This window comes from Pseudomonas sp. E141 (assembly GCF_052659885.1).
The window spans coordinates 5,860,204-5,884,056 of the sequence record NZ_CP084024.1 but is presented as its reverse complement, the minus strand read 5'-3'; the positions used below and the strand labels follow the sequence as shown (position 1 = coordinate 5,884,056).

Below are 23,853 nucleotides of genomic sequence, written 5' to 3'. Positions count from 1 at the left end.
AGGCCCTCATTCCTGGCGACGCATGAACTCTGCGAAAAGAGGAACTGTAAAATTCAGATATCCGTGATCTGTGCTGTAGATCATTCCCTTGGAAATGATGTTGGCCCGAGTCGGACCAAGCGATGATTGAGGACGCCCCATAACCTTCGCAACATCAGCGATGGCATAGGGGCCATCGCCAAGGGTGGACATGGCTTTTACAAACTGAACCTCCGAAGGTGTAAGCCGATCGATACGGACCCTGAAGAAGCCCGCATCGAGAGAGGCCAATGTCTCCGAATAAGAATGCTCGACATCGTCAGCGGTAATTTCAGGTCCCTCGGCGTTGTTCCATGCCGTGGATGCCCACTCTTGAAGAAAGAAAGGATAGCCCTGCGTCCGATCAACAATGCTGTCCAGAGCTGCAGTGTCGATAGAGGCTTGCTCCTCTAGGATCGGCTTTTGAACGGCTTGAGCCGCAGACGGTTGATCAAGCGCCCCCACCTCCGGGTAAAGGAAAAGCCGCTCGGCATATGACTTCGCCTCACCCGCCAACCGAGCAACTTGCGGAAGACCTGCACCGACCAGCAGCACCGGAAGCCCTTCTTGCGACATGCGATGGATAGAGACAATCAGTGCCGATAGATCTGCTTCGGTGAGGTATTGGACTTCATCAATGAGAAGAATCCAGCCTTTACCGGCGGCCTGTGCGGCTTCACCTATTACAGTAAAAAGATCGGGAAGGTCGTATTGAAGATTTCCGCTATCCGCGAGTCCAGGCTCAGGCTCAACACCAATCTCAATACCGCCAATATCAATCTTGAAGATTGATGCAAAGCTGCGAAGTCCTTTTAGCCCACGATTAGCAATTTGCTTGGCGACCTCAACGCTGGAAAGCGCGCGCATGACCTTTCGCATTTCAGGATAAAGAAGACGTGCAAGGCTTTCACGTTCTGGCGCCTCCACTTTGGAGACGAAAAGACCTTCCTCCTTTGCAATCTTTCCTATCTCATTCAACAGGACCGTCTTACCCGTGCCTCTTAAGCCAAGGAGCATGATGGAACGAGCACTTCGCCCATTGACGGCTCGCCCACAGGCAATTCTTGCCGCCTCAAGAATCAGGTCGCGCCCCGCCAGTTCAGGGGGCCTGCTGCCCGCCCCGGGCGCAAACGGATTACGGTAGGGATCCATGTCGACCTCACGAAATAGCAAAATCTATAGAAAGATAGCTTAAGCTAGCTGAAATACCTAGTTTTTGCTATGCATTGCTATCATTCAATAGAAGCGGATTTATTTCTGATGTTTTCTATGAGTGCTGCGCACTCAAGCGGGGGCAAGCGCCCTCGTCACGGTAGATCGAGTCGCCGGGGGGTATCAGGGGTGGCGGTCCAGTTTCTTGAGAAACTCGGTCATTTCCTTTTCCGCCTGCGGAAACGGGGACATGGGCAAACGCGCGGAAACGGGGAAGGAAACAGGACAGACCACGATTATGAGACGGTCCGATTACAGGTGAGCGCAAAATCGTGATCTGTCCCCAGTTCCCGCAACAACTCAGATTTTCAGCTCGATCACACGCCCCTAAAAATCGCCGTGATCCATGAAATCATTGGTGTTACGGACGGTGCCGCGTTGTTGAGCAGATTTGAAAACGAGGCCAAATTCATTCTTCAGTATCCGTCCGAAAAGATTCAACCGACGCGCAACGGATGCCGTGCAGTGCCTTTATTTAACGAACCTCAGGCATGCGAACCCAGTCTTGATTTGCAGCTGTTGAATGGGTTCGACGCTCTCCTGATCGCCGACTTTCTTGATCACGCCTACCCCGCAGAAGTATTCGTCGCGGTTGAAGATTGGGAGAATGCCCACCTTGGGCTTGCTCCAGGAGCCTTGGATCAAGGTGTAGGTGGCGCCGTTCTGTGGCGTGAAGGAGAACGGTATTTGACACACGCTGCTTCCTGCGACCTGCCCATAGGTCAGGATCAGCTCCTTGTTCACGGCAACCCGGGATTCGATGTAGTCGCCGTTAGAGGGCAGGATTGTGTAACCCGCATAGCATCCATTATCGCTGAAGGTCATGGCATCCAGTCTCGCACCATTTCCAGCCTTGAGGCGAACCGTTGCGGAGGGTTCATTGGGGCCGGGAACGACATACTGCTTGCCCTGCAAAAAAGAAGTGCAACCGCTAATTACCAGCGCACCGGCCAACAAGATACAGCGGCCGGACTTTTGATTGAGGTACATCCATCTCTCCCTGATTTCCATTGGGTGCCCTGACCTTTCCGGGGCTTGGGGCTGCCGAATCGCGGGCTGATGATAATGGATTCGGTGGTGTATCAACCAGATTCGGGACAACAGCTCCCTAGCCACTCACTGAAACGGCGACAGCCCACGATGATGAGACGGTCCGGTTACAGGTGAACGCAAAATCATGGTCTCTTTCCGAAGTAGCGCCAAGGACGTAAACCCACCTTGCAGTTGACGGAGACGCGCATCGACGTAAAATCGCGCCCCCAAAATCAGCATGCATAGCGAAAAGGAGCTTCGATGCAACGGGTGATGATTGTTGGTCAGCCTGGGTCTGGAAAGAGCACCTTGGCACGTAAGCTTGGCGAGCATACGGGCTTGCCTGTCGTTCATATCGACACTATTCACTGGCTGCCAGGATGGGTCGAACGAACCTGTGACGAAAAAACGCGCCTCTGTCGCGAGGTCGAGGCCCGTGATCGCTGGATATTCGAAGGAGGCCATTCAGCCACTTGGGACAACCGATTGAGCCGCGCAGATCTTTTGATATGGATTGATCGATCGGCGACGCTTAGATTCTGGCGCGTACTGCTCAGAACGCTGCTTAAGCACGGTCGATCTCGGCCTGACTTGCCGGAGAACTGCCCCGAGCGACTGGCTAATCTGCCGGAGTTTTTCAGGTTCATGTGGCGGACGAAAAAATCAGCACGAGCGAAGATGGAACAACTTGTGGCGACTGCGCCATCGGCATGCCGCGTAGTCTGTCTGCGGTCTAATCGGGACACCAGGATTTTTCTCGCGAACATTGGAAATGTCGACTGACTAGGCCACATCACGGTTCTCCTTGGACAAAGGGATTCATTTTCAGAAGATCTCTCTTTCCCCTTGTCAGTCTCCCTTTTTCAGTCGTCCCCTTTTCAGTCAAGGCAGGACGCACCGACCGCTGTCGCCCGGCGTAACTGCGACATGACGTTCCCCGCCGTAATCGCCGTCGTAGGCGACATTGGGCAACCGCTCGCGGTCAGCGCCTCTGCGACCCAGGTATTGCAGGTATAAAACAGCGAATAGCGACCCTCGGCCTGGTAGAACCGGCTCTCTCCATACAAGCCAGGCCCGAGCACCACCAAGGTGCCCGTCGCTGAGTGAGTGAAGGTCCCGGCCACGAACGCGAGCAGTCGTCGGTAACCGTCCTCCGTCACCCGCACCTCGATGACCTCGCTTGTGGCGAAACGCCGCCTGGGATCCCCGTCAATCTTGACCGCATGCAGCACGGTTGCCTTCGACCCGAACAAGGCTCGCAGGGCGAGGCTCAAGGTGGCCTGTGGGGCTCGGTAAAAATCCTCGTCACCCCAACCGAACTCCACGAAGTCGCCGTCGCTGAACGCTTCGGCCAGTGTGGGAAGCACCTGAAGCAGATCGGGGCGCGCAATGACCAACCCGGTATGCAGGCCATGATTCACTACATAGAAGGACCGCCAATCGCCACCCGCACTCCTCGGCGGGTCCGACGCGGTAGCGCAGCCGAACAGCGTGAGGACCAGGGCCAGCACTACAACGCTGCTGTTCGAATGCAGGTCTATGCCACAGAATTTCATCACAGCCTCCTCAGCAGAAGTCTAAGTTCGCACCTTGAATTTTGCGCCACCTCTGTGAGGGGGAAGGCCGGCCAGATGATTCTCAGATTTATTTTGTCTAGTCCTGAATAAGGTTTACACCTGTTTCAGGACTAGACACTTCCGTGTCGAGAGTTGGATTCATCTACTGCCGTCTAAGGTTTGACGCGAAGGGAATGCACAAACGCGGCTGCGGGGGACGTTGTTTAGGTGCCTGATCAATCTTGAGACCGTTTTATTGCGTAGGCGAGCTGCTCGGCGTTGTTGCGCAATTCAATGAATTTTTCGTTTAGCTCGACATGACCTGGATTCCAGGAAAGGACGCCACCGACATAGCTTTGACCAAGAATGAGATCATTTAATGAGCCCATTCCGCCATAGGCTGACAGTAGATACTCAATCCCAGAGTAATCAGAATCCAGCAATAGTGCCCTTGCCTTACGCATCCAGAAACTCCAGTGGGTGTCTCCGCCGCTTTCAAGCACTATTGCAAGCTGATCAAGAATGCAGATCAGCTCTTCAGTTTTCGGTCCCATTTCTCGACATAGTCCAAGTGAAGTGCGGCATGAGGAGGATGATTCGCTATTGAGTATTTCTCGCCTACTAGCTAAAAAAGCTACTGTTTCGCCATCAGGATGTCCAGGGGCCGCTCTCTGCCGGTGACGACAGTCGAGAATCGGCCACAGCGGGCGCCTAGACATCAATCTCACATATTGCTTCCTCCGCCTGTATCCGTAACGTCAGCCCTGACGCAAAGCACACAACTAAGTGCTGGTCTGCCGGAATGTTATCCGCCAGGTAAAAATTTTTCGTCTCAGCACCAGACTCCACAGTTCCAATCGCATGAAGTACACAATCATCCTCGGCCAAATCCGGATCGCGCCCCTCGGCACGAAAGTAGCTCACCTCACGGAATTTCACGGTGATCTGTCTCGCTTCCTCTGGTGGCACCCAGTCTTCGGTGCGCCGAGTAAACCTGAGAATGAGTGTGCGCTCTAGCGCTGCATAGTGAATGGCGCTGGCCGCATAGAAGTTATGTAGGTCGTGGGCTCGTCCTTCGGCCTCGACCTCAATGTGGCCAAACGTAAAACCTCGAAATTGCATCAACGGCTCCTCATCGCGACGGGTGCATAAAAAGAGCGAAAGGCGAAGAATACATTTTCAGAAGAACTCTCCCCTTTACCATTCAGCCAACCTCCTCAAACCGCCGCCGCTTCATGAACAACCCCATCCCTATCGCCACGGCAAAAACCGACAGCAACCCCAGATCAAACCCCAACAAGCGGGTCTGACCGGCCAAAACGCAGCCAACCGCACCCGCCACCACCAACACCACGCCTAGCCACTTGCGTAGCAGATAGGGTTTGAGGAATCGATCGAGCAGAAAGGACAACACCAAGGCAATGACCAATTGAGTAATTACGGACATGTACGTCTCCAGTCAGGCCTTGATGATCAATGTCGAGAGGGTGCGTTGCGGGCCGATGCCGCCGTTGACCTGCGCTTCTATGCTGACCAGTACGTCGCCCGCATGGTAGGTGGGCAGGATTTCATTGGCATACGTGCGCACACCGGCCCCTACAGATGCCGCCACGTAAGAGGGGGCCACAGCCTTGGCGGCGGCAGTGAAGGCCGCGGCTGCAAGGGTGGCGATCGTGGTGCGCTGGGTATTGAGGGCATCGCCCTGTTGCCGGGTCAGCGGCTTGGAGATGCCGATCATCATCACGCACGGCAGGTTTTTGGCCAGCATCTTGTCGTACACCTCGACGACCTTGCTGTTGACCTCATAGTGGGCACTTTTCGCTTCGCCAAAATGCAGCTCGCGCAAGCGCCCACGTTCGCTGTCGGTGAGGGTGATCTGCGAGACGTTGAAGACGATCCCGTGATTGCCCATGTATTGGAAAGTCCCTTCGAACTTCATCGCCCATATCCTTTTGGGGTAAAGGTGGCGATTCTCTACAAGGAGCGGATTGGATTCAAATCATTTCGCCTTGCCGGCAGGGTGTGTTGGTCATGCGCAGGAGTCGCAGTGTGTCAGGCTGATTCCGTTGGCTTTTTTGGGTCTGCTTCGCAGCCCAGCGGGGATAAATCCCCTCGCCACAGGGTTTTGTGTGTTGGCTGTTTGGCGGGCTGTTATTGAAGACGTGGTCGGCTTTTTTATGAGTGCTGCGCACTCAAGCGGGAGCAAGCTCCCTCGCCACAGAAGCGGTCCTATGCGAAGTCAGGAGTGGCGATCTGAACTGGTCAAGTTTGTGTTTTACACCCAGAAGTCGTTAGCCACTCCAATCAATTGAATAGCCTCCTCATCCAAGGGCTCGGCGAAGATGATGTTCAAGTCGCGGTAACCGGAATGGTCCCCCACCAAGCTCAACTCGAATCGAGCCCCGGACGCGTCGGCTTCGTAGCTCTTCAAGTAAGTCAGGTTCTTGGCTTCATTGAAAATTACGTCCAACGTGCCGTCGTAACCATTCCCCAGTCGGGTAAAGCCCAAAGCGGACAAGTCGATCGTGTCTTCACCCACGGTATAGTCCATCAGGCGATCCGTATGGTTTTCGGTGGCGGTACGGTAGCTGTCGTTCAGTCCGTCGAAGCGGAACACATCGTTGTTACCGCCACCCACCAATAGGTCCCGGCCCTCTCCGCCAACCAACACATCATTCCCTAGCGCTCCATAAAGACGATCATCGCCCGCGGCCCCTTCGATGACTTCGCTTCGAGCGTTGCCTTGTAAACGATCGTCCCCTTCGATGCCCATCAACCTGGCTTGCTGAAACAGGAGATTGGTTTCATTCAGCGTTTGGCCCAAGTTACCGTCGAAGACCACTTCGAAGCGTTCCCCATCGGCGTTGGCCTCGAAACTCTTGAGGTAGGTCCGCGTCCCGCTTTCATTGACGCGTATCGCCAGCGTTCCGTCATGGCCATTGCCAAGCCCGAGGAAGCCCAGGGAGGAGAGGTCGAGGGTATCGCTGCTGGGGTCGAAGTCGGTGATGCGGTCGCTATGGGCCGCGGTTGCGGTGCGGTAGCTGTCTGTGACTGACTGGTAACGGAACGTGTCGGCCCCGGCACCGCCCGTGAGCAGGTCACGACCTTGCTGGCCATCGAGCAGATCGTTACCGGCTCCGCCAAAGATTGCATCGTCGAACGAGGCGGTACCGAGCAAGAAGTCATCGTCGCGGCCACCGTCAAGGTGGTAATAGCCGTCGTCTGGATTGCCAAAGCTGTGGTCCAAGCGACCGTCGGGGTTCAGCTGGACCAAGGCGGCCAGATAGCCGTCCGCGCTCGTCCCTTGGCTTCCGCCAATCAATAGCTTGCCGTCGGCCAGCACGATCATGTCGGCGACTGCGAAAGGAGCGCTTTCCGAGCCCCAACTTACCCGACCTTGTTCACCGAAACCGGTGTCGAGTGAGCCGTCGGCATTGAGTCGGATGACGGTCGCCACGCCGCCCGAGGCGCCCGCCAGCAGGATTTTGCCGTCATCCTGGATGACCAGGGCGTCTGCGTGGACATCCAGGGCCAGGCTGCCGCCGTTCGCAAAGCTGCTATCCAGCGTACCGTCCGGGTTGAGGCGGGTCAGGGTGTCTTGCCCCGTGACCAATACCTTCCCGTCTCCCTGCAATGAAACGTCGAACGTGCCGCTGGGGTGAATGCCGACGGACGCGGGTAGGTGCAGGATCCCAGCCTCTCCAAAGGAGGAGACCAAGGCCCCCGTCGCGTCGAAGCGGGCGATATAGATCTCTCCAGAGGGATACCCAGCGCTTGCGAAGAAGCTGCCGTCGCGTTGCACGGAGAACGACGCTTGCTGGCCTAGATCTTCATTCCAATAGAAAGGCACTGTCACGGTGCCGCCGTTCCCGAAACTCGTATCGAGGCTGCCGTCCGCCAAGTTACGACTGATGCCCGACACCCAGGCGTCGCCTACTTTCACGTAGCGCGCCACCAGGTAGCCTCCGCCCGGCTGCACGGCGGCATTACCGCCGTCCTCGATGTCGAGCGACACCGGGAGAAGGGATTTACCGTCGCCGCTGAAGTCGCGGTCCAGGCTACCGTTAGCATTGAACCGGACCAGGCTGCCGGTGAAGCCTGAATCCTCTTCACCTCCCAGCCCCAGGCGGCTATAAGCGCCAAGCCAGATCGCACCGTCCGGATCGACCGTGATACCTGCGATTTTGTCCGAGCCCCATAAGGTCGTGGCGACCATGCCTGTTTTTTGCACAGTTGAAGCGGCGGGCGAAATGCTCTGGCTCATGTCCATGCCTCCGGTAGCTATCTAGCGCCAAAGACTATAGGCAGGGGTCAGTCAGGTTGCCACTTTACGAGACGAAGGGAGATTCTTGGGCGACCTTCTGCTATCGATGCAACCGGTCTCCGGCAACTGCCCAAGATAACGCTAGGCTGGTTGAAGTTGCGGGCCAATACCACTGTTGACCTACGCCGCGATGCTGACCAGTACATCGCCAGCATGGTAGGTCGGTGGGATTTCATTAACGAGCGTATTGGATTCAAATGATTCGCCTTGCCGGCAGTAACCTGAAACGCTAGTGATGAGGGACGGAACTTTTAATACCATAAAACTGTAGCTGATAATAAATATAAAAATAGGAAGCCGTTAAAAATACCAAGAAGGTTGGCAGATGGTTGGGGTGTAACCAGTAGATTAGGTTATCCAGCAATAGGACTGCCGTTACGATTGTGGCGAGGATGCTTGCGGATTTTGCAAGAAGGGAGCGGGGCATGTTGCTTGATTTTCTTAATCGATAAGGTCGCTGCAGCATTAGAACTAGCAGTGATAGGAGCAACGTGCCAATAATTGCTGCGAATGGGATAGCTATAGTCTCATGTTCGGCCGAATACAAGTTATTCTCGAAATTAGAGTACAAATTGTAGCCACCGATTATTGGAGTAGCCGAGAGACTTGCCAAATAAAAAAACAAAGAATGCCTTATTTTCATATTTTTTGTCCTTGTGCCATGACAACAGTGTTACCCCTTGCCATGGCACTACTGTTTAAAAGTTAGGAGTCTGAAAGCCTTTTCCTATCAAGTGAATTTTATGCTCGCCCGAGATGTTTATTTTGTACCCTTTTCCTGGTAGGGCTCTGCCAGCTGTAGTTAGTTGCTCAAGCGCGAGCGGTCTATCGCTTTTATTGAAGTCATAGAAGTCATGGTAGGCTTTGACCGTTCCCAGAAACTGCCAAGATGTATCTTGGTTGCGAGTGAAATCACCCTCAACGTGATTCGCCCAAGGTAAGCACCACTGATAAGACTGTCTTTGCCGGTGTCATATGCCACCTTTGGGTCTACCAGATGATATGTGCCCGGTGATTTAGTGCTCTCGATAGTCTGCTTCAATAATGAGAGCTTGTGCTCTCTTATTTGTAAACCAATAGTATTGATATCGACCTCAAGCTTCTCTCCCTTTCCCCATAAATAATGCGCCAATGCTTTAACCGGGCTGAATGTGCCTCCCGATAATTTTGGTGTTTCTAATTTGAATGTTGTACTGCGGGCGTATTTTGAGTGGGCGATGGCTATAATAGCTTCCCTCGACGTAAAACCGCTTCTCTCAAGCGCATCAGCCAAGCTAAAGCAGATAGCTTTATTTTTGAAGAATACGTCATTTATACGCCAGTAAGGCGCTACCCAGCCGCGTTCCCGCTCGACAATTTGCCATATATCTTTTATTGCACCATAAGCGTTTTTATGATTTATAGCCTTGTCGAGAATTTTAAGGTTGAAAGTGAAGTCGTCCAGCCCGGTTTGAGTTTTTATAAGATCAGTTATGTAAAAATCATCATCTTCTGTTAGTACGTCTGGCTGAGGCGGTGGAAATATATAAGTACCATCAATTATGATACCGTCCGTGGACCAATATCCTCCTGCAGAGCCACGCCACGTACCATTTACCTGAGTCGGGGGTAAATCAATTCCGTTCTGCTTCATGAGCTCAAGTCCTTTTGATCGTAAAGTTAAATGTGCTGTGGCCAGAACCGCTTGTCTGGATTTCTAATTAAGCACGGAGATGTAGGGGTCTCAATACCTCAATGACAGCTTAGGAGATGGACTACAGGGCTTTCGGAATAAGGGGACGAATTTATCTATGATATTAAATACGTTCCGTTTCCCGTTCAGCTAATTTGCTCAAACCGCCACCGTTTCAGGAACAATCCCAAGGGCAATGATCACTTGGGTAATTCGGACATGCGCGTCTCCAGTCAAGTCTTGATGACTAGGGTCGAGAGGGTGCGTTGGGGACCAATGCTGGAGCGGTGAATATTTGTCAGTTAAGCCGCCAGATAAACCGCGCTGGCTGTTTGGGGCTGCTGCGCAGCCCAGCGGGGATAAATCCCCTCGCCACAGGGTTCGGGGTGTGCTGGCTGCTTGGTTGATTGGCATTGGGGTACTGTGGGCTTTTTTATGAGTGCTGCGCACTCACGCGGGAGCAAGCTCCCTCGCCACAAAAGCGGTTTTGTGTGAATTCAGGAGTGGCGATCCAGTTTTTTCAGGAACACGGTCATTTCTTTTTCGGCTTGTTTGTCGCCGTGGGCGCGGGCGGCTTCAAGGCCTTGTTCCCAGGCTTGGCGGGCTGCCGGTAGGTCGCCTTGGCCTTGGTGTGCTTTGCCTAAGAGTTTCCATGCTGCTGAGTATTTTGGGTCGAGTTCGACGCAGCGTTGGAAGTGTTCGGCGGCCCGGGCGAATTCGCCGAGGTCCAGATAGCCCTTGCCCAGGCCGAAGCGCAGCAATGAGTTATCCACACCCTTGGCGAGCATTTTTTCCAGGGAGTCGAGCATGGCGGCGTCCTTATCGGTTGTGTCAGGGGTTGATCCGCTGGCTGCTAGATAGCTATCGCGAGCAGGCTCGCTCCCACAGGGGTTGGGGTTGCCCACGATATTTGTGAGCAATGGAGATCCTCTGTGGGAGCGAGCCTGCTCGCGATGAGGCCCGGTCCATCACCGCAAATTCTGGATCAGAAGAAACTCAACCCCACATGGAACAGCTTCTCCACATCACGAATATGCTTTTTATCCACCAGGAACAGGATCACATGGTCGCCGGTCTGGATCATGGTGTCGTCATGGGCGATGAGCACTTGTTCGTCGCGGATGATCGCGCCGATGGTGGTGCCTGGCGGCAGGCCGAGGTCGCGGATGGCCTTGCCGATGACTTTGCTGGACTTGGCATCGCCATGGGCAATCGCCTCGATGGCTTCGGCCGCGCCACGGCGCAGGGAGTGCACGCTGACGATGTCGCCGCGCCGCACGTGGGCCAGCAAGGTGCCGATGGTTGCCAGTTGCGGGCTGATGGCGATGTCGATCTCGCCACCCTGGATCAGGTCGACGTAGGCCGGGTTGTTGATGATGGTCATCACCTTCTTCGCCCCCAGGCGCTTGGCCAGCAGCGACGACATGATGTTGGCTTCGTCGTCGTTGGTCAGGGCCAGGAAGATGTCGGCGTCGGCGATGTTTTCTTCCAGGAGCAAGTCACGGTCCGAGGCGCTGCCCTGCAACACCACGGTGCTGTCGAGGTTATCCGAGAGGTAACGGCAGCGCGCCGGGTTCATCTCGATGATCTTGACCTGATAGCGGCTTTCGATGGCTTCGGCCAGACGCTCGCCGATCTGCCCGCCGCCGGCAATCACGATGCGCTTGTTGTTTTCGTCGAGACGGCGCATTTCGCTCATTACCGCGCGAATATTGGCCTTGGCGGCGATGAAAAATACCTCATCGTCCGCTTCGATCACGGTATCGCCCTGGGGCAGGATCGGCCGATCACGTCGGAAAATCGCCGCGACCCGCGTCTCCACATTCGGCATGTGCTCGCGCAGCTGGCGCAGTTGCTGGCCCACCAGCGGTCCGCCGTAGTAGGCCTTGACCGCGACCAATTGCGCCTTGCCTTCGGCAAAGTCGATCACCTGCAAAGCGCCCGGGTGTTCGATCAGGCGCTTGATGTAGTTGGTCACTACTTGCTCGGGGCTGATCAGTACATCCACCGGGATCGCTTCGTTGTCGAACAGGTCGGCGCGGGTCAGGTAGGCCGCCTCGCGCACCCGGGCGATCTTGGTCGGGGTGTGGAACAGCGTGTGAGCGACCTGGCAGGCCACCATGTTGGTTTCATCGCTGTTGGTGACAGCCACCAGCATGTCGGCATCGTCGGCACCGGCCTGACGCAGCACCGTAGGCAATGAGCCACGGCCCTGTACGGTACGGATGTCGAGGCGGTCACCGAGATCGCGCAGGCGGTCACCGTCGGTGTCGACCACGGTGATGTCGTTGGCTTCACTGGCCAGATGTTCAGCCAGCGAACCGCCGACCTGCCCTGCGCCGAGGATGATGATTTTCATCCGGTCACTCCTATCGAATCGGTTTTAACCGCGTGCGGCGGCGATCTTGATCAGTTTGGCGTAGTAGAACCCGTCGTGGCCGCCCTCTTGGGCCAGCAACTGCCGACCATGGGGCTGCTTCACCCCGGCCTGGCTGGCAATGTCCAGCTCCCGGGCACCGGGGGTACGGGCGAGGAATGCTTCGATCACTTCGGTGTTCTCGGTCGGCAACGTCGAACACGTGGCATACAGCAGCATGCCGCCCACTTCCAGGGTTATCCACAACGCGTCGAGCAATTGCCCCTGCAACACCGCCAGTGCGGCGATATCATCCGGCTGGCGGGTGAGCTTGATGTCGGGATGACGGCGGATCACGCCGGTGGCCGAACACGGTGCGTCCAGCAGGATGCGTTGAAATGGCTTGCCATCCCACCAACTGGCGGTGTCGCGGCCATCGGCGGCAATCAGTTCGGCGTCCAGGCCAAGGCGTTCGAGGTTTTCCTTCACGCGCACCAGGCGCTTGGCTTCCAGGTCCACCGCCACCACGCCGGCCAGTTTCGGCTCGGCCTCGAGGATGTGGCAGGTCTTGCCACCCGGTGCGCAGCAGGCATCCAGCACGCGTTGGCCGGGCGCCAGCTCCAGCAGGTCGGCAGCCAGTTGCGCGGCTTCGTCCTGGACGCTGATCCAACCGTCGGCAAAGCCCGGCAGCGTGCGTACATCGCCGGGGGTTTCCAGCACGATACCGTCGCGGCTGTACTGGCACGGGATGGCCGGGATACCAGCCTCGCCCAGTAACGCCAGGTAGGCATCGCGCGTATGGTGGCGACGGTTGACCCGCAGGATCATCGGCGGATGGGCATTGTTGGCCGCGCAGATGGCCTCCCACTGCTCGGGCCAGAAGGCTTTCAGGGATTTTTGCAGCCAGCGCGGGTGGGCAGTGCGCACCACCGGGTCGTGTTCCAGCTCGGCCAGCAGGGCTTCGCTTTCCCGTTGGGCGCGGCGCAGCACGGCATTGAGCAGGGCCTTGGCCCACGGCTTTTTCAGTTTGTCGGCGCAGCCCACGGTTTCACCGATGGCGGCGTGGGCAGGCACGCGGGTGTAGAGCAATTGATAGAGCCCCACCAGCAGCAGCGCTTCGACGTCGGCATCGGCGGCCTTGAACGGTTTCTGCAGCAGCTTCGCCGCCAGGGCCGACAGCCGTGGCTGCCAACGGGCGGTGCCGAACGCCAGGTCCTGGGTGAAGCCGCGATCACGGTCTTCAACCTTGTCCAGTTGGGTCGGCAGGGAACTGTTGAGTGAGGCTTTTCCGCTCAGGACCGCAGCAAGCGCCTTGGCGGCGGCCAGACGCGGGTTCATGAAGCGTCCGCCGCTTGGCCCAGCACCGTGCCGACGGCAAATTTCTCACGACGGCTGTTGTACAAATCGCTGAAGTTCAGCGCCTTGCCACCGGGTAATTGCAGACGTGTCAGACACAGGGCCTGCTCGCCACAGGCGACAACGAGGCCGTCCTTGCTGGCACCAAGGATTTCACCCGGCGCGCCCTGCCCCTCGGCGTGGCTTGCCGCCAGCACTTTCAGGGCCTCGCCGTTCAAGGTGCTGTGGCAGATCGGCCACGGGTTGAAGGCACGCACCAGACGCTCCAGCTCGATGGCCGGGCGGCTCCAGTCGATGCGTGCTTCGTCCTTGTTCAGTTTGTGGGCGTAGGTGGCGAGGCTGTCATCCTGCACTTCGCCTTCCAGCGTGCCGGCGGCGAGGCCGGCGATGGCCTGGACCACGGCCGGCGGGCCGATCAGTGCGAGGCGGTCATGCAGGCTGCCGCCGGTGTCTTCGGCGCTGATGGGCGTGCTGACCTTGAGCAGCATCGGCCCGGTGTCCAGGCCGGCTTCCATGCGCATCACGGTGACGCCGCTCTCGGCATCGCCGGCTTGCACGGCGCGCTGGATCGGCGCCGCACCGCGCCAGCGTGGCAGCAGCGAGGCGTGGCTGTTGATGCAACCCAGGCGCGGAATATCCAGCACCACTTGGGGCAGGATCAGGCCGTAGGCGACCACCACCATCAAGTCGGGTTTGAGTGCGGCCAAGTCGGCCTGGGCCTGAGCGTCGCGCAAGGTCGGCGGCTGCAAGACCTGCAAACCGCTCTCCAGGGCCAGTTGCTTGACTGGGCTGGGCATCAGTTTTTGCCCGCGACCGGCCGGCCGATCCGGCTGGGTGTAGACCGCGATGATTTCATGGGGGCTGGCCAGCAGGGCCTTGAGGTGGTCGGCGGCGAACTCGGGAGTGCCGGCAAAGACGATGCGCAGTGGCTCAGTCATGGGAAGCTCTCATTTACAAAGCAGTCGCAAAAGAAAAAGGCTTGCCGCGGCAAGCCTTTGAAGGGGGCGTCAAGCATTCTGGCGATGAAGTTTTTCCAGTTTTTTCTTGATCCGGTCACGCTTGAGGGTAGACAGGTAGTCCACGAACAGCTTGCCGTTGAGGTGATCGCACTCATGCTGGATGCACACCGCCAGCAACCCTTCGGCGATCAGCTCGTAAGGCTGGCCGTCACGGTCCAGGGCTTTGATCTTGACCTTCTGCGGGCGGTCGACGTTTTCGTAGAAGCCGGGCACCGAGAGACAGCCTTCCTGGTATTGGTCCATCTCGTCGGTCAGGGTTTCGAACTCGGGATTGATGAACACCCGGGGCTCGCTGCGGTCTTCGGAAAGGTCCATCACGACGATACGCTTGTGCACGTTGACCTGGGTCGCGGCGAGGCCGATGCCTGGCGCCTCATACATTGTTTCAAACATGTCATCGACCAACTGACGCACTTCGTCGTCCACTACGGCCACCGGTTTGGCGATAGTGCGCAGGCGCGGGTCCGGAAATTCGAGAATGTTCAAAATGGCCATAAGCTTGATAAATGCACGTGTGAAGTAAAGTCGGGTGGCTGGCCTGGCGTGTCTTGGGATGCAGGCTACCGTTGTAAAACGTTGCTCCTCAATCACGGAGCGAGCCACGGGGGCTCTGGCGTTTTACGCGAACGCACATAATAAAGGGATTCACCGCATGAGGAAATCACTACTCGCCCTGCTGCTTCTGGCCTCGGCCGGTATCGCGCACGGGCAAGTGCAACTTCGGGAAGGTTTTCCCCAGCAATACACAGTGGTGACGGGGGACACGCTGTGGGACATCTCCGGCAAATACTTGCGTGAACCGTGGAAATGGCCCGAACTCTGGCAAGCCAACCCACAGATCGAGAACCCCAACCTGATTTATCCCGGCGACACCCTGTCGCTGGTCTACGTCAACGGTCAACCGCGCCTGACCCTCAATCGCGGCGCTTCGCGGGGCACCATCAAGCTGTCACCGCGCATTCGCAGCTCGCCGGTGGCCGACGCGATCCCGAGCATCCCGCTGCAGGCCATCAACAGCTTTTTGCTGAGCAACCGCATCGTCGACACGGCCGAGGATTTCGACAAGGCGCCCTACATCGTTGCCGGCGATGCCGAACGGGTCCTCAGCGGCACGGGAGACCGGATCTTTGCCCGCGGCCCCTTCGACGCAAACCAGTCGGCGTATGGCATCTTCCGGCAGGGCAAGGTCTACACCGATCCCGAAACCAAGGAGTTCCTGGGCATCAACGCCGATGACATCGGCAGCGGTGAAGTCGTGGCGAGCGAAGGCGACATCACAACCCTGGCCCTGCAACGCACGACCCAGGAGGTGCGCCTCGGCGATCGCCTGTTCAGTGGCGAAGAACGCTCGATCAACTCGACGTTCATGCCCAGCGCACCGAAATCGGAGATCAACGGGCTGATCCTCGATGTACCCCGCGGCGTCACCCAGATCGGCGCCCTGGATGTGGTAACCCTGAACAAGGGCCGTCGCGACGGGCTGGCCGAAGGCAATGTGCTGGCGGTGATGAAGACCGGCGAGACCGTGCGTGACCGCATCACCGGCGAGCAGGTGAAAATTCCCGATGAACGTGCTGGCCTGCTGATGGTTTTTCGCACCTACGACAAGCTCAGCTATGGCTTGGTGCTATACGCCTCGCGCTCGCTGGCGGTACTCGACAAAGTGCGCAATCCATAACGGGTCTCACAAGTTACCAACAGAGTTATCCACAGCTTGTTCCCGTTTCGACGGGGCTTATAACGATCAAGGATGATCCATGTCATTGCCTGAATCTGCTTCGGTTTCCCCTGCGGAACTGGAGGCCCGTCTGCGCCTGCACCGCTTGCCGGAACTGGGCCCCAAACGTTTCATGACCCTGATGGAGGCCTTTGGCTCGGCCTCCAAAGCCATCAGCGCACCGGCCAGCGCCTGGCGAGCGCTGAGGTTGCCCGCGGCGTGTGCCGAGGCTCGGCGCAACCCGGATGTGCGTGACGGCGCCGCCCATGCATTGGCCTGGCTGGAGGGTTCGGCCCAGCGTTTACTGATGTGGGACCAGCCTGACTACCCCGCGCTGCTGGCGCAGATCAGCGATGCGCCACCGCTGTTGTTCGTCGCCGGGGACGCGACCATTCTGGAAAAACCACAGCTGGCGATGGTCGGCAGCCGCCGGGCATCGCGACCGGGCATGGACACCGCCGCGGCGTTTTCCCGAAGCCTGGCCGGTGCCGGTTTTGTCATCACCAGCGGCCTGGCCCTGGGCATCGACGCGGCGGCCCATCAAGCAGCGCTGGATGTGGGTGGGCAAACAATTGGCGTGCTGGGCACAGGGCTGGAAAATTTTTATCCACAGCGCAATCGTCGGCTGGCGGACGCGATGATCGCCCAAGGCAGCGCGGTGCTGTCGGAGTTCCCGCTGGACGCGCCGCCCCACGCCAGCAACTTTCCTCGTCGCAACCGGATCATCAGCGGTCTGTCCCTCGGTGTACTGGTGGTGGAGGCCAGTGTCGCCAGCGGTTCGCTGATCACCGCACGCTTGGCGGCCGAACAAGGGCGCGAGGTGTACGCCATTCCGGGGTCGATCCACCACCCCGGCGCGAAGGGCTGCCATCAGTTGATCCGCGACGGCGCGGCGCTGGTGGAAACCGTCGAGCACATCCTTGAAGCATTGCGGGGCTGGCAGCAGTTGCCGCTGTCCATGGAACCGGCGCCCGTCACCCATCCGCTGTTGCGCTTGCTCCATGCCGCGCCGCTTGGCAGCGAAGCGCTGGCCGCCGCCAGCGGCTGGAGCTTGCCCAAAGTACTGGCGGCGCTGACTGAGCTGGAAATGGAGGGACGGGCGGTCTGTGACAACGGGCGCTGGTTTGCGCGCTAGGTTTTATGGGGAAGATCGGTAAACTGCGCACAGCCTTATTTGCGTTGTGGAGAGTCTTTCATGGTCAACAGTTGGCGTGTGCAACAAGCCGCGCGAGAAATTCGCGCCGGGGCGGTGATTGCCTATCCAACCGAAGCGGTCTGGGGCCTGGGCTGCGACCCGTGGAACGAAGACGCGGTGGAGCGCCTGCTGGCGATCAAGTCGCGGCTGCCCGATAAGGGTTTGATCCTGGTGGCTGACAACATCCACCAGTTCGACTTTCTGTTCGAAGATTTCCCTGAAACCTGGATGGATCGAATGGCCAGCACCTGGCCTGGGCCTAATACCTGGCTGGTGCCGCACCAGAATCTGCTGCCGCAATGGATTACCGGTGTGCACGACACGGTTGCGCTGCGGGTCAGCGATCACCCCACCGTGCGCGACTTGTGCTCACTGGTGGGGCCGCTGGTGTCCACCTCGGCCAACCCTCAGGGCCGCCCGGCGGCGCGCACGCGAATTCGCGTCGAGCAATATTTCCGTGGGCAGATCGACCTTGTGCTGGGCGGTAACCTGGGTGGGCGCAAGAACCCCAGCGTGATTCGCGACCTGGCGACCGGCAACGTGGTGCGGCCGGACTGAGCCCGAACACACCTTCTGCATCTTGCACAAAACCAGTGTGGGAGCGAGCTTGCTCGCGATAGCATCAGGTCAGTTAGCATTGATGTTGGCTGACATACCGCTATCGCGAGCAAGCTCGCTCCCACAGGTTCTTTAGCAACCTTTAAATCAGGGCAGGAGAATCGTCGAGCCAGTTGTGCGCCGCGCCGACAACTCCGCCTGGGCCTTGGCCGCTTCGGCCAGTGGATAACGCTGGTTGATATCCACTTTGATCTTGCCACTGCTGATCATGCCGAACAGCTCATCGGCCATGCGCTGCAGGTTCTCGGCGTTATTGGCGTAAGTGGCCAGGGTCGGACGGGTGACGTACAGCGAGCCTTTGGCCGCGAGTATCCCCAGGTTCACGCCGTCCACCGCACCGGAAGCATTGCCGAAACTCACCAGCAGGCCACGGGGCGCTACGCAGTCCAGGGAGGTCAGCCAGGTGTCCTTGCCGACACCGTCATAGACCACCGGGACTTTCTTGCCGTCGGTCAGCTCCAGCACCCGCTGTACGACGTTTTCCTTGCTGTAGTCGATGGTTTCCCAAGCGCCGTGGGATTTAGCGATTGCGGCTTTTTCCGCTGAGCTGACGGTGCCGATCAATCGCACGCCCAGGGCCTTGGCCCACTGGCAGGCCAAAGAGCCCACGCCACCAGCAGCGGCATGGAACAGGATGGTTTCCCCCCCTTTGAGCTCGTAGGTCTGACGCAGCAGGTATTGCACGGTCAGGCCCTTGAGCATCACGCCGGCCGCCTGTTCGAAACTGATGGACTCGGGCAAATGCACCAGATTGGCCTCGGGCAACACATGCACGTCGCTGTAGGCCCCCAGCGGACCGCTGCCATAAGCTACCCGGTCACCGACCTTGAACCGCGTGACGTCTGAACCGACGGCCTCGACCACACCTGCCCCCTCGGCCCCCAAGCCCGATGGCAAGGCCGGTGGCGGGTAAAGACCGCTGCGGTAATAGGTATCGATGAAGTTCAGGCCGATCGCCTTGTTGCTGACCCGCACCTGCTGCGGGCCCGGCTCGGCAGGCTGGTAGCCCACGTACTCGAGCACTTCGGGGCCGCCGTGGGAACTGAACTGAATACGTTTGGCCATCTTCACTTTCTCCTTGTCGTGGACTTTTTACCAAGCCTGCTATCGGACTCCTAAGCTTGACCTTCGTCAACTGTGGCGTAGGCAAGTGCGGTGGTATCCTGTGCGCCCATTTGCCACCGGCCCGCTGCAAGCCGCGTAGCGTAGCCCTGATCAAGGTGATGTCATGACCACTCGCACCGAGGCCGTGAAAGCCTACCTGCTCGACCTGCAAGACCGCATCTGTGCGGCCCTGGAAACCGAAGACGGCGGCACTCGTTTCGTCGAAGATGCCTGGACCCGCCCCGCCGGTGGTGGCGGTCGCACGCGAGTGATTGAAAACGGTACGCTGATCGAAAAGGGCGGCGTCAACTTTTCCCACGTCTTCGGCAGCGGTCTCCCCCCCTCGGCCAGCGCCCATCGGCCGGAACTGGCCGGGCGCGGCTTCGAAGCGCTGGGCGTGTCATTGGTCATCCATCCCCACAACCCTCATGTGCCTACGTCCCACGCCAATGTGCGTTTTTTCATCGCTGAAAAGGAAGGCGAAGAGCCGGTCTGGTGGTTCGGCGGCGGCTTCGACCTGACACCGTACTACGGCGTGGCAGAAGACTGCGTGCATTGGCACCGCGTTGCCCAACAGGCCTGTGCCCCGTTCGGCCCCGACGTGTATTCGCGCTACAAAGCCTGGTGCGATAGCTATTTCCATATCAAGCATCGCAACGAGCCCCGTGGCATTGGCGGCCTGTTTTTCGACGACCTGAACGAGTGGGATTTCGACACCAGCTTCGCCTTCATGCGCGCCATCGGCGATGCCTACATCGAGGCTTACCTGCCTATCGTGCGCCGCCGCAAGCAGGACCCGTTTACCGCCAAACAAAGGGAATTCCAGGAGTTTCGCCGCGGACGCTACGTGGAGTTCAACCTGGTCTACGACCGCGGCACCCTGTTCGGGCTGCAATCTGGCGGGCGTACCGAGTCGATCCTGATGTCCCTGCCGCCGCAAGTGCGCTGGAGCTATGACTGGAAAGCCGAACCGGGCAGCGAAGAGGCGCGGCTGACCGAGTATTTCCTGCAGGATCGCGATTGGCTGGCGACGGCCTGAACGAGGATTATCCATGGACCGCTACGTTGTAATGGGTAACCCGATCGGCCACAGCAAATCGCCGCTGATCCACCGTCTCTTCGCCGAGCAGACCGGGCAAACACTGGACTACAGCACGCTGCTCGCGCCCCTGGACGATTTCGCCGGCTGCGTGCGGGAATTCTTCCGCGAGGGGCGTGGGGCGAATGTCACCGTGCCGTTCAAGGAAGACGCCTTCCGCCTGGCCGACAGCCTGACCGAGCGGGCCCAGCGGGCCGGGGCGGTGAACACTTTGAGCAAGCTGGCCGATGGCCGTCTGTTGGGTGACAACACCGATGGTGCCGGACTGGTTCGAGACCTGACCGTCAACGCAGGTTTAAACCTCAAGGGCAAACGCATCCTGCTGCTGGGCGCCGGCGGTGCTGTGCGCGGTGCTCTGGAACCGCTGCTGGCCGAAGCGCCGGCCTCGGTGATCATCGCCAACCGCACGGTGGAAAAAGCCGAATTGCTGGCCGAGTTGTTCGCGGACCTGGGCCCGGTCTCAGCCAGCGGTTTCGACTGGCTGCAAGAGCCGGTGGACCTGATTATCAACGCCACATCGGCGAGCCTGTCCGGTGATGTACCGCCGATTGCCGCAAGTTTGATCGAGCCCGGCAAGACGTTCTGCTACGACATGATGTATGGCAAGGAGCCCACTTCGTTCTGTCGCTGGGCCAGCGAACAAGGCGCGGCGGTGGCGATGGATGGCTTGGGCATGCTCGCCGAGCAGGCGGGCGAAGCGTTCTACCTGTGGCGCGGGGTACGCCCGGACACCGCGCCAGTGCTGGCCGAATTGCGGCGCCAGCTCGCACTGTAGGCTACAGACTGTTGTGGCGAGGGGATTTATCCCCGTTGGACTGCGAAGCCGTCCCAAAAAACCAGGGCCGCTGCGCGCCCCAGCGGGGATAAATCCCCTCGCCACAGGGTGCGTCTACCTTAAGCCCTAGTCTTCGAAATGGATCGGACAGTGCTCCGGCCCTTCCAGCTTCTTCAACTCTTCCACCACATGGGGCCTGGCCCTGCGCAACGTCAGGCTGCGCCCTTGGGTGCGCAAGCGCCGGGCTTCCTGGTGCAGCATTTCCACGCCGGAGTAGTCGATGAAGTTGATCTGCTGGGCATCGATCACCACCCGTCGTGCCTGCAACCGTTGCAGACGCACTTGCAGGTAATGGCTGGCACCAAAAAAGATCGAACCGCCTACACGCAGGATGTCAGCTTCACCCTCACGGGCGTGTTGCACCCGCGGTTGCGAGGTGCGCTTGAGGTAGAAGAACAGCGACGCCAGCACACCGGCATAGATAGCGGTCTGCAGCTCCAGCAGCAGCGTGGCCAGGCAAGTGAGGCTCATCACCACGAATTCGGCGCGGCTCACGCGAAACAACGCCCGGACGCCGCGATAATCCACCAGCCCCCAGGCGATCAGCAGAATGCTGCCGGCCATGGCCGGTATCGGAATGTGCGAAATCAGCTTGGCACCGGTTACCGCAAACAAGGCCACCCACAGTGCCGAGAAAACCCCGGCCAGGGGCGAGCAAGCGCCGGCTTCATAACTGAGGCCGGAACGGGTAAAGGAACCCGCTGACAAGGATCCGGAAAAGAACCCTCCCACAATATTGGAAAGCCCCTGCGCCCTGACCTCCTGATTCGCGTCGAGTAACTGCCCGGAGCGTACTGACAACGAGCGAGCAATGGACAGGCTGGTCACCAACCCGAGCATACCCACCGCAACCGCGCCGGGCAGCAGGCGCAGGATCAGATCCAGGTCCAGCGGCAGCGCAGAGAACGGCGGCAAGCGCCCGGCAAAGGCGCTGACCAGCGCGACATGCCCGAACATCCCTGGCCACAGCCAGACCACCAGGCTGCTGATGACCAAAGTTATCAACAGGCTCGGCCAGCGCGGCAGCAGCCGTTTGAGCACCACGCCCAGCACCAGCGTGCCCAAACCGAGAAACAGAGAAGGCTTATCCACAGCCTCGATATGACTGACCAACATCAGCAGCCCTTTCAACGCCGTGGCTTCGTTGGGCAGATCGAGACCCAGCAGGTTGGGCAACTGCCCCAGGGCGATCACCACCGCCGCGCCCAGGGTGAAACCCAGCACCACCGAATGTGAGACGAAGTTCACCAGCGCGCCGAAACGCAACAACCCCAGCAGCCACTGGAAAACCCCCGCCAGCACCGTCAGCAACAGGATCAAGGTGACGTAGTCCTGGGTGGCCGGCATGGCCAGGGGGCTGACGCTGGCATACAGGACAATGGAAATCGCCGCCGTAGGACCGCAGATCAGGTGCCACGACGAACCCCACAAGCAGGCGATCAGCACCGGCACAATCGCCGCATACAAGCCGTATTCCGGCGGCAGTCCGGCAATCAGGGCGTAGGCAATCGACTGCGGCAACGCGAGAATCGCACCGCTCAGGCCGACGATCAGGTCACGGCCGACACTGGCGCGGGTCTGCCGGGGCAGCCAGCTCAGGAACGGAAAGAGTGAATGGCGGGTGGGCAATGCCATGGGGCCTCAAGGATCGGGTTTGGCGCAAGAGTATCAGGACAAGGCGCCGTTCTCCCTGTGGCGAGGAGATTTATGTGAGAGCAAAGCTTGCTCGCGAAACAGGCACCTCGGTCTCTGAAAGACCGAGTCGTCTTCATCGCGGGCAAGCCTTGCTCCCGCATAGATTGCCTCGCCACATGATTGTCAGAGCTTGGCCTTCACCGCCGCCAACGCATCCTTGCCATCCAGGGTCTTCACACCATCCAGCCACTTATCCAGCACCGCCGGATTCGCCTTGATCCAGGCCTTGGCCGCATCGGCATTGCTGACTTTCTTGTTCACCACCTCGGCCATGATGCTGTTTTCCATTTCCTGGGTGAAACTCAGGTTGGTCAACAGCTTGCCTACGTTCGGGCAGGCCTGTGCATAACCTTTGCGAGTCAATGTATAGACACTGCCCGTGTCGCCAAAATACTTCTCGCCGCCCTTGAGGTAGTGCATTTTCAGTTGCACGTTCATAGGGTGTGGCGTCCAGCCAAGGAAGGTCACGAACTTCTGTTTCCTCACCGCCCGGGAGACTTCCGCGAGCATGGCCTGCTCGCTCGATTCCACCAGTTTCCACTCGCCCATGCCGAAATCGTTGGTCTTGATGATTTCCTTCAGGGAGAGGTTGGCCGGGGCGCCGGAGCCGATCCCGTATATCTTCTTGTCGAACTTATCGGCAAATTTGTTCAGGTCAGCGAAGTTATGCACACCGGCATCCCACACGTAGTCCGGGACGGCCAGGGTGAATTCGGTGCCGTCCAGGTTCTTGGCCAGTTGCGTGACATCGCCAGTGGCCACGAACTTGTCGTAGAACCCTTGCTGCGCCGGCATCCAGTTACCCAGAAATACATCAACCTGGCCGTCCTTGAGGCCGCCGAAGGTGATCGGCACTGCGAGGGTGTCGACCTTGGCCTTGTAGCCCATGCCATCGAGCAGAAAACCCGTGATCGCGTTGGTCGCAGCGATGTCACTCCAACCGGGGTCGGCCATCTTTACCGTCTCGCAGCTTTGCTCGGCCCACGCCGAACTGCTAAGCGCCAACAGCCCAGCGGTCAGTACTGTGGATAACTTTTGCATGTGC

22 protein-coding genes and 1 pseudogene are annotated in these 23,853 nt (G+C 58.7%); 6 read left to right on the top strand and 17 right to left on the bottom strand.

The genetic code is table 11. From position 1 onward, the window contains the following. Positions 1 to 6: 6 nt before the first annotated feature. Positions 7 to 1,170, bottom strand: a complete 1,164-nt coding sequence (locus GKKCFE_RS26385; RefSeq protein WP_107323203.1) for an ATP-binding protein — start codon at positions 1,168 to 1,170, stop codon at positions 7 to 9. A gap of 531 nt (positions 1,171 to 1,701) precedes the next feature. Next, the gene (locus GKKCFE_RS26380) at positions 1,702 to 2,220 is read right to left on the bottom strand and encodes a hypothetical protein (RefSeq protein ID WP_107323202.1); all 519 of its coding nucleotides are present in this window, start codon (positions 2,218 to 2,220) and stop codon (positions 1,702 to 1,704) included. Positions 2,221 to 2,523: 303 nt separating this feature from the next. Here GKKCFE_RS26380 and GKKCFE_RS26375 point away from each other — a divergent pair, with 303 nt between their 5' ends. After that, positions 2,524 to 3,045 (top strand): AAA family ATPase, encoded by a 522-nt coding sequence (locus tag GKKCFE_RS26375; RefSeq protein WP_139048736.1) that lies wholly within the window; start codon positions 2,524 to 2,526, stop codon positions 3,043 to 3,045. Positions 3,046 to 3,140: 95 nt separating this feature from the next. Here GKKCFE_RS26375 and GKKCFE_RS26370 read toward each other — a convergent pair whose 3' ends face one another. The 12 genes and pseudogenes from GKKCFE_RS26370 to def form a co-directional block, all read right to left on the bottom strand. Then, complete coding sequence (locus tag GKKCFE_RS26370; RefSeq protein ID WP_139048735.1) at positions 3,141 to 3,818, bottom strand: DUF2459 domain-containing protein; 678 nt, start codon at positions 3,816 to 3,818, stop codon at positions 3,141 to 3,143. A gap of 236 nt (positions 3,819 to 4,054) precedes the next feature. After that, the gene (locus tag GKKCFE_RS26365) at positions 4,055 to 4,372 is read right to left on the bottom strand and encodes a DUF6966 domain-containing protein (RefSeq protein ID WP_139048734.1); all 318 of its coding nucleotides are present in this window, start codon (positions 4,370 to 4,372) and stop codon (positions 4,055 to 4,057) included. A 157-nt stretch (positions 4,373 to 4,529) separates the two neighbouring features. Next, complete coding sequence (locus GKKCFE_RS26360) at positions 4,530 to 4,940, bottom strand: hypothetical protein (RefSeq protein WP_139048733.1); 411 nt, start codon at positions 4,938 to 4,940, stop codon at positions 4,530 to 4,532. A gap of 82 nt (positions 4,941 to 5,022) precedes the next feature. Next, on the bottom strand, positions 5,023 to 5,265 hold the full coding sequence (locus tag GKKCFE_RS26355) for a hypothetical protein (RefSeq protein ID WP_139048732.1): 243 nt from the start codon (positions 5,263 to 5,265) through the stop codon (positions 5,023 to 5,025). A gap of 12 nt (positions 5,266 to 5,277) precedes the next feature. Then, positions 5,278 to 5,757: a hypothetical protein gene (locus GKKCFE_RS26350; protein ID WP_139048731.1), complete on the bottom strand. Its 480-nt coding sequence runs from the start codon at positions 5,755 to 5,757 to the stop codon at positions 5,278 to 5,280. A gap of 336 nt (positions 5,758 to 6,093) precedes the next feature. After that, on the bottom strand, positions 6,094 to 8,082 hold the full coding sequence (locus GKKCFE_RS26345; protein ID WP_445577296.1) for a M10 family metallopeptidase C-terminal domain-containing protein: 1,989 nt from the start codon (positions 8,080 to 8,082) through the stop codon (positions 6,094 to 6,096). A gap of 758 nt (positions 8,083 to 8,840) precedes the next feature. Then, positions 8,841 to 9,775, bottom strand: a pseudogene (locus GKKCFE_RS26340) (lipid II-degrading bacteriocin). Positions 9,776 to 10,311: 536 nt separating this feature from the next. Then, complete coding sequence (locus tag GKKCFE_RS26335; RefSeq protein WP_316912414.1) at positions 10,312 to 10,623, bottom strand: tetratricopeptide repeat protein; 312 nt, start codon at positions 10,621 to 10,623, stop codon at positions 10,312 to 10,314. A 176-nt stretch (positions 10,624 to 10,799) separates the two neighbouring features. Continuing rightward, positions 10,800 to 12,173, bottom strand: coding sequence for a Trk system potassium transporter TrkA (gene trkA, locus GKKCFE_RS26330; protein ID WP_047229820.1), 1,374 nt, complete (start codon positions 12,171 to 12,173; stop codon positions 10,800 to 10,802). A 24-nt stretch (positions 12,174 to 12,197) separates the two neighbouring features. After that, positions 12,198 to 13,508, bottom strand: coding sequence for a 16S rRNA (cytosine(967)-C(5))-methyltransferase RsmB (gene rsmB, locus GKKCFE_RS26325; RefSeq protein WP_316912413.1), 1,311 nt, complete (start codon positions 13,506 to 13,508; stop codon positions 12,198 to 12,200). Further along, positions 13,505 to 14,464 carry a methionyl-tRNA formyltransferase gene (gene fmt, locus GKKCFE_RS26320; RefSeq protein ID WP_316912412.1) on the bottom strand — a complete coding sequence of 320 codons (960 nt, stop codon included), beginning with the start codon at positions 14,462 to 14,464 and terminating at the stop codon, positions 13,505 to 13,507. Before fmt ends, rsmB begins: the two co-directional genes overlap by 4 nt. A 69-nt stretch (positions 14,465 to 14,533) precedes the next feature. After that, positions 14,534 to 15,040: a peptide deformylase gene (def, locus tag GKKCFE_RS26315; RefSeq protein WP_003196300.1), complete on the bottom strand. Its 507-nt coding sequence runs from the start codon at positions 15,038 to 15,040 to the stop codon at positions 14,534 to 14,536. 157 nt (positions 15,041 to 15,197) lie between these two features. Here def and GKKCFE_RS26310 point away from each other — a divergent pair, with 157 nt between their 5' ends. The 3 genes from GKKCFE_RS26310 (at position 15,198) to GKKCFE_RS26300 (ending at position 18,015) form a co-directional block, all read left to right on the top strand. After that, a complete protein-coding gene (locus GKKCFE_RS26310; RefSeq protein WP_107323189.1) occupies positions 15,198 to 16,223 on the top strand; it encodes a LysM peptidoglycan-binding domain-containing protein in 1,026 nt (341 codons plus the stop codon). Between the two features lie 79 nt (positions 16,224 to 16,302). After that, entirely contained in the window at positions 16,303 to 17,397 is a 1,095-nt protein-coding gene (gene dprA / locus GKKCFE_RS26305) for a DNA-processing protein DprA (RefSeq protein WP_339491070.1), read from the top strand. A gap of 60 nt (positions 17,398 to 17,457) precedes the next feature. After that, positions 17,458 to 18,015 (top strand): L-threonylcarbamoyladenylate synthase, encoded by a 558-nt coding sequence (locus GKKCFE_RS26300; protein WP_047229815.1) that lies wholly within the window; start codon positions 17,458 to 17,460, stop codon positions 18,013 to 18,015. Between the two features lie 147 nt (positions 18,016 to 18,162). On the opposite strand, the gene GKKCFE_RS26295 is transcribed toward GKKCFE_RS26300, so the two are convergent. Continuing rightward, positions 18,163 to 19,140 (bottom strand): NADPH:quinone reductase, encoded by a 978-nt coding sequence (locus tag GKKCFE_RS26295; RefSeq protein ID WP_047229814.1) that lies wholly within the window; start codon positions 19,138 to 19,140, stop codon positions 18,163 to 18,165. A gap of 163 nt (positions 19,141 to 19,303) precedes the next feature. Here GKKCFE_RS26295 and hemF point away from each other — a divergent pair, with 163 nt between their 5' ends. Both hemF and aroE read left to right on the top strand, forming a co-directional pair. Continuing rightward, entirely contained in the window at positions 19,304 to 20,218 is a 915-nt protein-coding gene (gene hemF, locus GKKCFE_RS26290; protein WP_445577295.1) for an oxygen-dependent coproporphyrinogen oxidase, read from the top strand. A 13-nt stretch (positions 20,219 to 20,231) separates the two neighbouring features. Beyond that, complete coding sequence (gene aroE / locus GKKCFE_RS26285) at positions 20,232 to 21,053, top strand: shikimate dehydrogenase (RefSeq protein ID WP_445577294.1); 822 nt, start codon at positions 20,232 to 20,234, stop codon at positions 21,051 to 21,053. A gap of 126 nt (positions 21,054 to 21,179) precedes the next feature. Here the strand turns inward: aroE and GKKCFE_RS26280 are convergent, their stop codons facing one another. Together GKKCFE_RS26280 and choX are read right to left on the bottom strand one after the other, a co-directional pair. Further along, the gene (locus GKKCFE_RS26280; RefSeq protein WP_445577293.1) at positions 21,180 to 22,748 is read right to left on the bottom strand and encodes a SulP family inorganic anion transporter; all 1,569 of its coding nucleotides are present in this window, start codon (positions 22,746 to 22,748) and stop codon (positions 21,180 to 21,182) included. Positions 22,749 to 22,931: 183 nt separating this feature from the next. After that, entirely contained in the window at positions 22,932 to 23,849 is a 918-nt protein-coding gene (choX, locus tag GKKCFE_RS26275; protein WP_417695605.1) for a choline ABC transporter substrate-binding protein, read from the bottom strand. Positions 23,850 to 23,853 lie beyond the last annotated feature (4 nt).

Coding starts and splice junctions, on each gene's coding strand:
- GKKCFE_RS26280 (WP_445577293.1), bottom strand. CDS start 22,748: ATGGCATTGCCCACCCGCCATTCACTCTTTCCGTTCCTGAGCTGGCTG.
- GKKCFE_RS26375 (WP_139048736.1), top strand. CDS start 2,524: ATGCAACGGGTGATGATTGTTGGTCAGCCTGGGTCTGGAAAGAGCACC.
- aroE (WP_445577294.1), top strand. CDS start 20,232: ATGGACCGCTACGTTGTAATGGGTAACCCGATCGGCCACAGCAAATCG.
- hemF (WP_445577295.1), top strand. CDS start 19,304: ATGACCACTCGCACCGAGGCCGTGAAAGCCTACCTGCTCGACCTGCAA.
- GKKCFE_RS26345 (WP_445577296.1), bottom strand. CDS start 8,082: ATGAGCCAGAGCATTTCGCCCGCCGCTTCAACTGTGCAAAAAACAGGC.
- GKKCFE_RS26365 (WP_139048734.1), bottom strand. CDS start 4,372: ATGGGACCGAAAACTGAAGAGCTGATCTGCATTCTTGATCAGCTTGCA.
- GKKCFE_RS26300 (WP_047229815.1), top strand. CDS start 17,458: ATGGTCAACAGTTGGCGTGTGCAACAAGCCGCGCGAGAAATTCGCGCC.
- def (WP_003196300.1), bottom strand. CDS start 15,040: ATGGCCATTTTGAACATTCTCGAATTTCCGGACCCGCGCCTGCGCACT.
- trkA (WP_047229820.1), bottom strand. CDS start 12,173: ATGAAAATCATCATCCTCGGCGCAGGGCAGGTCGGCGGTTCGCTGGCT.
- choX (WP_417695605.1), bottom strand. CDS start 23,849: ATGCAAAAGTTATCCACAGTACTGACCGCTGGGCTGTTGGCGCTTAGC.
- GKKCFE_RS26370 (WP_139048735.1), bottom strand. CDS start 3,818: ATGAAATTCTGTGGCATAGACCTGCATTCGAACAGCAGCGTTGTAGTG.
- GKKCFE_RS26335 (WP_316912414.1), bottom strand. CDS start 10,623: ATGCTCGACTCCCTGGAAAAAATGCTCGCCAAGGGTGTGGATAACTCA.
- fmt (WP_316912412.1), bottom strand. CDS start 14,464: ATGACTGAGCCACTGCGCATCGTCTTTGCCGGCACTCCCGAGTTCGCC.
- GKKCFE_RS26385 (WP_107323203.1), bottom strand. CDS start 1,170: ATGGATCCCTACCGTAATCCGTTTGCGCCCGGGGCGGGCAGCAGGCCC.
- GKKCFE_RS26350 (WP_139048731.1), bottom strand. CDS start 5,757: ATGAAGTTCGAAGGGACTTTCCAATACATGGGCAATCACGGGATCGTC.
- GKKCFE_RS26295 (WP_047229814.1), bottom strand. CDS start 19,140: ATGGCCAAACGTATTCAGTTCAGTTCCCACGGCGGCCCCGAAGTGCTC.
- GKKCFE_RS26355 (WP_139048732.1), bottom strand. CDS start 5,265: ATGTCCGTAATTACTCAATTGGTCATTGCCTTGGTGTTGTCCTTTCTG.
- rsmB (WP_316912413.1), bottom strand. CDS start 13,508: ATGAACCCGCGTCTGGCCGCCGCCAAGGCGCTTGCTGCGGTCCTGAGC.
- GKKCFE_RS26310 (WP_107323189.1), top strand. CDS start 15,198: ATGAGGAAATCACTACTCGCCCTGCTGCTTCTGGCCTCGGCCGGTATC.
- dprA (WP_339491070.1), top strand. CDS start 16,303: ATGTCATTGCCTGAATCTGCTTCGGTTTCCCCTGCGGAACTGGAGGCC.
- GKKCFE_RS26380 (WP_107323202.1), bottom strand. CDS start 2,220: ATGTACCTCAATCAAAAGTCCGGCCGCTGTATCTTGTTGGCCGGTGCG.
- GKKCFE_RS26360 (WP_139048733.1), bottom strand. CDS start 4,940: ATGCAATTTCGAGGTTTTACGTTTGGCCACATTGAGGTCGAGGCCGAA.